Source organism: uncultured Cardiobacterium sp. (assembly GCF_938028185.1).
In the GTDB taxonomy this organism is placed as follows: Bacteria; Pseudomonadota; Gammaproteobacteria; order Cardiobacteriales; family Cardiobacteriaceae; genus Cardiobacterium.
The window spans coordinates 1-7,122 of sequence record NZ_CALJAH010000134.1 but is presented as its reverse complement, the minus strand read 5'-3'; the positions used below and the strand labels follow the sequence as shown (position 1 = coordinate 7,122).

Genomic DNA, 7,122 nt, shown 5'->3' with positions numbered 1-7,122 from the left:
AGGCGACGGTAGGCGGGGAAGTATTGGGCGATGTTTTTTTGCGCGCTGGTGTAGGGCAGCAGCAGCGCCTCCATTTGTTCAAAGCCGCCTTCGGCTTGCAGGGTGTCGGCGGCGAGCAGGTCTTGTGCGAATTGTTTTTTTTCGTCGTCGTCCATGCGGTAGGTGTCGGCTTCGTGCAGCACGCGCAGTTCGGCTTCGCTGAGTCCCTGCGGGGCTTCGCCGCGCATGAAGTAGCCGATGTAGATGAGTCCCAGCGCGGTGGTGAAGGCGGTGATGATGCTGCCGAGGATAAGCAGTAGCGTCAGGTTGTTGATGCGGGCGATGTAGTTGAGCAGGAGGACAAGCGGTACGGTAACCAGTGCCGGAATGAACAGCAGCGCGAGGTAATCGCGAATGCCGAGGTTTTTGATGGTGATGATCCAGGCGCGCGGGCTGATCATGCTGGCAATGCTGTCGTTGCCAAGCAGGTTCATGATCATTATCGGCAGGAAGAAGATAAAGAGGGTTTGGAAAAAGAGTTGCCAGAATTTTGTGCCAAAGAGAAATGCCAGGGGCAATGTCACCAAAAAGATGATGATGATGCCAGCGAGGTGTTTGAGCGGGGTCAGGAAGGGAATGATGCTGACCGGGGCGTAAGGTACGGGTTCGTCTTCCATGCCTTCGGAGATACGCATGATGCCGTCAAATACTTTGCAGAAGAAGATGAAAAGGACCGTCATCTGCAGGAAGAACAGGCCGAAGTTAAATGGTGTGGCATCGGAGATTTCCATGCTTGCCTGGAAGCAATCCGGTGCATAGGGATTGCAGTCTGGTGTGAGGTTGTGCGCTTGGTAGATTTCTATCGCAATTTTGAAGTTTTTAACGAGTTCAAGCAGGTTAAGGTAGATGATGAGGGCAAACAGTCCCCAGTAGAGCAGGTTGCCGGGGCGGAAGAGGTAGGTGATGGCGCGTTTGAGTTTGTCGAGGTTTTCGTTCATGGCAGTCGGGGGTCGTGGTGGTAAAAAATCGGGCGGTCACGCTGCAAGCGTTTAACCGCCCTTATACGCTCCCCGCCGGGGAGAGGCGGGAGAATCAGTCTTCCGGCACCGGTGGTGGCTCCGCCGGGCGGTAGCGCAGGTGCAGGCTGATGAGCTGGCGCTGGTTGGCCTTGCTCACGGTCGCCTGCCAGTCGCCGAGGTCGGCGGTTTCGCCAATTTCCGGCATTTTGCCGAGGATGTGCTGGATGTAGCCGCCGATGGTGTCGGCGTCTTCGTCGGAAAGATCGGCGTTGAAGGTTTCGTTGTAGGTGGCAATCGGTGTCAGCGCGCTCACCTGGTAGCTGCCGTCGCTGTTGGGGGTGATGGGGGAAGCGGCAATTTCGTCGTGTTCGTCGTCGATTTCGCCGACGATTTCTTCGATGACGTCTTCGATGGTGACGAGGCCGGAGAGGTTGCCGTATTCGTCGATGACGAGTGCCATGTGGTTGCGGTTGGTCTTGAAGTCGCGCAGCATTGCGTCCAGCGGTTTGCTTTCGGGGACGATGGTCGCCGGGCGCAGCAGGGTGCTGATGTCTTCCGGCAGTTGCTGGCGGAAGGTGTAGGGCAGCAGGTCTTTGGAGAGGAGGATGCCGCGGATTTGTTCGTGGGTTTCGTCCACTACGGGGTAGCGCGAGTGGCCGGATTCGATGATGACGTTGAAGATTTGTTCAAGGCTCCAGTCTTCTTCGATGAGCAGCATTTGTCCGCGCGGGATCATGATGTCGCGCACGCGGGTGTCGCCGAGGGTGGTGAGGCGTTCGAGCATTTGCGCGGTTTCGTCGCCGATGTCACCGCTCGCGCGTGCCTGGGTGACGAGTTCGTGAAAGGTGGTGTGAAAGTCGGGTTCTTCGTTGTTGCTCCACAGCGCGGTGAGGCGACTGAGGAGCGAGGGTTTGGGTTCCGGGTGTTCTTCGCTCATGGGATGGTCGGGTTTTGGGGGAAGGCGGTATTTTAGGGGTTATTTTTTTCGGGTGAACAGTTTGCCAATCAGGTTGCCGACGCTGTTGCCTGGTGCAGGCGCGGTGTCGGTGTCGTCGTCTTCAAAGCCGTAGCGTTCTTCGTTTTGGCGCATGATGCGGTATTGTTCTTCGTATTTGGCGATGGTTTTGGCATCAACTTTGCGCCGCACCGAGGTGCTGCCGACGAACAGGCCGTTGCTGATAATCGGCGCGACGGTGGCATAGACCCAGTAGTAGCGCCCGTCCTTGCGCAGGTTTTTGACGTAACCATGCCATTCCGAGCCGCCGATGATGGTATCCCACAGGTCTTTGAAGGCGGATTTGGGCATATCGGGATGGCGGATGATGTAGTGCGGCGCGCCGATGAGTTCGCGCTGGCTGTAGCCGCTGATTTCGGTGAAGACGCGGTTGACGTGGGTGATGATGCCGCTGGCGTCAGTGCGCGAGATGAGAATGGTGCCGTCGTTTTGGTTGTAACCTTCGTCCACGGTGTAAACGATGCGGCGCTCGCCATCGTAATAGGTGAGTTCGTGGCGGGTAGATTTGCCGGCGGGTTTGACCATGTTGGGCAGGCGGGGCATCGTTCTTTCCTTTTAACTTGCAGGTGGTTGGGTGGCTTTCCGGGTGATTGCCGGTTGTTCATATTATAGGGCGCGCCCTGCGGTTGTGCCAGTTGGGACGCTATTGCAGCGCGTCCAGCAGCGCCTGTTGCAGCGCGGTGAGGGTTGCCGCGTCGGTGAGCGGGCGGTGGGCGGCGTTGGTGAGGTGGAAGCTGTCTTCGGCTTTTTCGCCGAAGGTGCTGATTTTGGCGTGGCTGATGTGCACGCCGTGCGCGAGCAGGATGCGGCTTATCAGCGAGAGCAGGCCGTGCCGATCTTTGCAGGTGAGTTCGAGGGTGGTGTGCGCCGCTTCTTGCTGAATGTGGACGCGGGGGCGGATGGTGAAGTGTTTGTCGCGGCTGCCGGGCAGGCGGCGGGCAAGCGGCGGTGGCGGGCGGTTGTCGGCGATGTGTGCTTCGAGTTCGCGCGCGAGGCCGGGCGCGGGTGGCGGTGTTTCGCCGAGGGTGTATTCCTGGATGGTGAGGCGGTGGTCGCGCGTGGTGTAGAGGCGCGCTTCGTGGATGTTGTGGTTGTGTTTTTCGAGGTAGTGGGTGATGCGCGCGAGGAGGATGTCTGCCGGGTTGGGACTGCTGATGATGAGGCGCGGCGGGTGTTGCTGGATGAGGCTGACGGCGTGTGGTTTGCCGTGTGTCAGGGGCGGTTTGTGGTTTGTTTGGGGTGCGGTCGCTGGCGCGGTTGGTTTGCTGCCCCCACCCCAGCCCTTTCTCGCACTGCGCGCGAGCTGTCCCAGTCCCACGGGGGAGGGGGCCGAATGGTATGCAACCTTTGGGGGTGGTTTGTGGTTTGTTTGGGATGCGGTCGCTGGCGTGGATGGTTTGCTGCCCCCACCCCGACCCTCCCCCACGGGGGAGGGAGCGGTTTGGTGGATGTCCGCAGGGCGAAGTCCGTCATGGGGCGGGGTTGGTTGGTAAGCAGTGCCTAGTAAATGGCGGGTTTTGGCGGCGATGGCGGCGGCGGTTTCGCCGCGAAAGCAGGCGTCGGGGAGTTGCGCCCAAAGCGCGTCAATGGTGGCGGGGGCGGCGGCGAGTTGCGCTTTGGCTTGTGCGCGCGCGTGTTGTTCTTGTTCGTGCAGGCTATCCTGGTGGTGTTCGAGTTGGTGCCGGGTTTGGCGGTAGAGGTCGTGGATGAGGCTCGCCCGCCAGTTGTTCCAGAGGGTAGGGTTGGTGGCGCTGATGTCGGCGATGGTGAGGAGATACAGGTTGTCGAGGTGGTCGCGGTCGGGGATGGTGGCGGCGTAGGCGGCGATGGTCGCCGGGTCGGTCAGGTCTTTTTTTTGTGCGGTCAGGCTGTGGTCGAGGTGGTGGGCGACGAGCCAGACGAGTTGCGCGCGGTCTTCCGGGCTGATGGCGTCGTTTTCGCGGGCGTAGAGGTCGGCGATTTGTGCGCCGGTCTGGCTGTGGTCGCCGTCGTAGCCTTTGCCGATGTCGTGAAAGAGGGCGGCGAGGTAGAGCAGCGCCGGGTTTTTGTGGTTCGCCAGCAGGTCGGCGGCTTCGGGGTAGGCCGGGTCGGGGCGCACCATGCGGTCAAGGGTTTCGATGAGTTTGAGGGTGTGCTGGTCAACGGTGTATTGGTGGAAGAGGTCGTATTGCATTCTTCCGGTGATGTGGGCGAAGGCGGGGATGATGCGGTAGAGCAGGCCGTATTGGTGGATGCGCGCCAGTTGCGGGTACACGGTGCCGGGGCGGGCGAGCAGGGCGAGGAAGGCGCGGCGGTTGTCGGCGTCGCGGCGGCGGGCGATGTTGGTCAGCTCAATGCGGTGGCGGCGGATGTGGCGCACCAGGTCGGGGTGCGGTTCGTGTATCGCCGGGTTTTGTTGCAGGTACTGGAACATTGCCCACGGCTGCTGCGGGTTTTGGGTGAATGCCGCCGGGTCGCGCAGGGTGAGTTTGCCGTGCTGGCTGGCGTAGTCGGCAGTGAGCGGTACGGCGGGCTGCGGCGGCTGGTGGTCGGCTTCGATGTGGCTGACGACGCGCTGGTTGATGCGGCGGATGCGCATGCTGTGCTGGTAGTAGTGCTGCATCAGTTGTTCGATGGCGAGGTTGTGCCGCTGGTCGCGGTAGCCGAAGGTGGCGGCGAGGCGCTTTTGTTGTTCAAAGTCGAGGGTGTTTTTTTGCCGCGCGCCGCCGAGGTGCAGGGCGAAGCGGATGCGCCAGAGGGCGTCGCGGCTTTGTCGGAGTCCGGCGGATTCGCCTTCGGTCATCAGGTGGCGGGCGATGAGGGTGGCGTGGCTGCGGTCGTGGTAGCAGTAGGCGGAGAGCCAGTCAATCATCTGGTAGTCGCGCAGGCCGCCGTTGCCGTTTTTCAGGTTGGGTTCGAGCTGGCCGTGCTGTTTGCTGTCGCGCGCGCGTTGTTCCTGCTGTTTGTGGCGGATGTAGGCGGTTTTGTTGATGAGCGGCGGCCGGGCGGGGTCGATGGGGAGCGCTTCGCCCGCCAGTTGGCGGTTTTCCAACAGGCTGGTGAGGAGGTCTATGTCGTTTTGTGCCGCTGTTGGCAATTCGCTGGTGCGGTGGACGTGCTGCGCGATGTCGAGGCCGAGTTGCCACAGGGTTTGGACGAATGTTTCGATGGCGTCGCGGTCGGTTTCGTCCGGGGTGAGCAGCAGCAGGTCGATGTCGGAGGCAGGGAAGAGTTCAGCGCGCCCGTAGCCGCCGATGGCGTAGAGGCGGACGCGCGGGTCGCTGATGCAGCGCCGGTAAAGGCCGCTGATGATGCAGTCAATCTGCGCGGTGTAGTGGGTGATGAGGCGGTGGACGTCGTAATCGCGCCCGCTGATGTGCGCGGCAAGCGCATGGCGCAGGGCGCGCAGGTAGTCGCGGGCGCGCGCGGCTTCTTCGGGGAGCGGCAGGGATGCGGGTTGCCAGTCGGGTGGGAGGGGGTTCATGCGGTCAGTTATTGATGTATACGGCGAGTAATGTCCACAAAAACAGCGGCATGACGATACTGGCGTAGACAATGGTGATGATTTCGAAAAGGGGGCTGTTTCCCATGCCTTTGTCGCGCAGACGCTCCATCGCCACGACAAGCAGCCACATGATGCACAGCAATAAGTTGGAAAACCAAAAGGGGATGTGAATCCGCCTGACCAGGACGAAGTAAGGCAGTATCAGAAATCCCACAAAGAGGGTTGTCATGACTCTACATAGGGTGAATTTGTCTTCCGGGCTCATGGGATGATTTTCCATTGGCTTACATTTTGGGTGCGCGTCATGTAAAAAGATGCGCCGGAGCGCATCTTGCAGGGCTATTTTTGATGCCCGGTCGGGCTGAAGCGTTCGCGTTCGGCGGCGCCGAGGGTGAAGATTTCGTAGCCGTCGTCGGTGACGGCGAGGGTGTGTTCCCATTGCGCAGACAGCGAGCGGTCGCGGGTGACGACGGTCCAGCCGTCGCCGAGGATTTTGAGGGCGGCTTTGCCCGCGTTAATCATCGGCTCGATGGTGAAGGTCATGCCTTTTTCGAGGGTGAGGCCTTTGCCCGGCTGGCCGAAATGCACCACTTGCGGGTCTTCGTGGAAGCCACGGCCAATGCCGTGTCCGCAAAATTCGCGCACGACGGAGAAGCGTTCGGCTTCGGCAAAGCTCTGGATGGCATGGCCGATGTCGCCCAGGGTCGCGCCGGGGCGGACGGTGCGGATGCCGCGCCACATGGCTTCGTAGGTGATGTCCACCAGGCGGCGCCCCAGCACGCCAACATCGCCGACGAGGTAGGTGCGGTTGGTGTCGCCGTGCCAGCCGTCTTTGATGACGGTGACGTCAATGTTGACGATGTCGCCGTTTTGCAGGGTTTTTTCCGAGGGGATGCCGTGGCAGATGACGTGGTTGACGGAGATGCAGGTCGAGGCAGGGAAGGGCGGGCTGCCGTAGTTGAGGCAGGCGGGGATGGCCTGCTGAACGTTGACAATGTAGTCGTGGCAGCGGCGGTCCAGTTCGGCGGTGCTGACGCCGGGGACGACGTAGGGCGCAATCATGTCTAGCACGTCGGCGGCGAGCCGCCCGGCGACGCGCATTTTGGCGAGGTCTGCTTCGCTTTTCAGGGTAATGGTCATGGTTTTTTCGTTTGGTAAATGAGGCGGGGCATGGTATAAAGCGCGCGCCTTTCTGGCAACTAAATCACACAAACGCTGTTTTCGACGCTCCGGGTGCCTGCGGGTTGGAGCGTTTGCGCGTTTGGAGGCCTAACCCTTTATGGAGTAAATACTATGAGTAAAGTCAGTATGCGCGAGCTGTTTGAGGCAGGCGCACACTTCGGGCACCGTACCCGTTTCTGGAACCCCAAGATGGCTCCTTATATTTACGGTAAGCGTGGCGACATCCACATTATCAACCTCGAAAAGACGGTGCCGATGTTGAACGATGCGCTGAATTTTGTCGGCACGGTTGTCGCCAACGGCGGCAGCGTGATGTTCGTCGGCACCAAGCGCAGCGCCTCTGAAGCAGTCGGCGAAGCGGCTGCCCGCTGCGGGATGCCGTATGTCAATTTCCGCTGGCTCGGCGGGATGATGACCAACTTCAAGACCATCCGCCAGTCCAT

At 60.7% G+C, this 7,122-nt stretch carries 7 protein-coding genes; 1 reads left to right on the top strand and 6 read right to left on the bottom strand.

Annotation, left to right across the window (positions count from 1 at the left end; all coding sequences use genetic code 11):
- The 6 genes from Q0349_RS04135 to map form a co-directional block, all read right to left on the bottom strand.
- Window positions 1–977: hypothetical protein (locus Q0349_RS04135; RefSeq protein ID WP_298079614.1), on the bottom strand; the 977-nt coding region annotated here is incomplete at its 3' end.
- Window positions 978–1,071: 94 nt separating this feature from the next.
- A complete protein-coding gene (locus Q0349_RS04130) occupies window positions 1,072–1,935 on the bottom strand; it encodes a transporter associated domain-containing protein (RefSeq protein WP_298079613.1) in 864 nt (287 codons plus the stop codon).
- Between the two features lie 39 nt (window positions 1,936–1,974).
- A complete protein-coding gene (locus tag Q0349_RS04125; protein WP_298079612.1) occupies window positions 1,975–2,556 on the bottom strand; it encodes a PAS domain-containing protein in 582 nt (193 codons plus the stop codon).
- Window positions 2,557–2,656: 100 nt separating this feature from the next.
- Complete coding sequence (locus tag Q0349_RS04120; RefSeq protein ID WP_298079611.1) at window positions 2,657–5,476, bottom strand: HD domain-containing protein; 2,820 nt, start codon at window positions 5,474–5,476, stop codon at window positions 2,657–2,659.
- Window positions 5,477–5,480: 4 nt separating this feature from the next.
- A complete protein-coding gene (locus Q0349_RS04115) occupies window positions 5,481–5,762 on the bottom strand; it encodes a hypothetical protein (protein ID WP_298079610.1) in 282 nt (93 codons plus the stop codon).
- Window positions 5,763–5,836: 74 nt separating this feature from the next.
- Complete coding sequence (gene map, locus Q0349_RS04110; RefSeq protein WP_298079609.1) at window positions 5,837–6,637, bottom strand: type I methionyl aminopeptidase; 801 nt, start codon at window positions 6,635–6,637, stop codon at window positions 5,837–5,839.
- 153 nt (window positions 6,638–6,790) lie between these two features.
- On the opposite strand from map, the gene rpsB reads away from it, so the two are divergent.
- Window positions 6,791–7,122, top strand: a 332-nt coding sequence (gene rpsB / locus Q0349_RS04105; protein WP_298079608.1) for a 30S ribosomal protein S2, incomplete at its 3' end; no start/stop codon positions are given.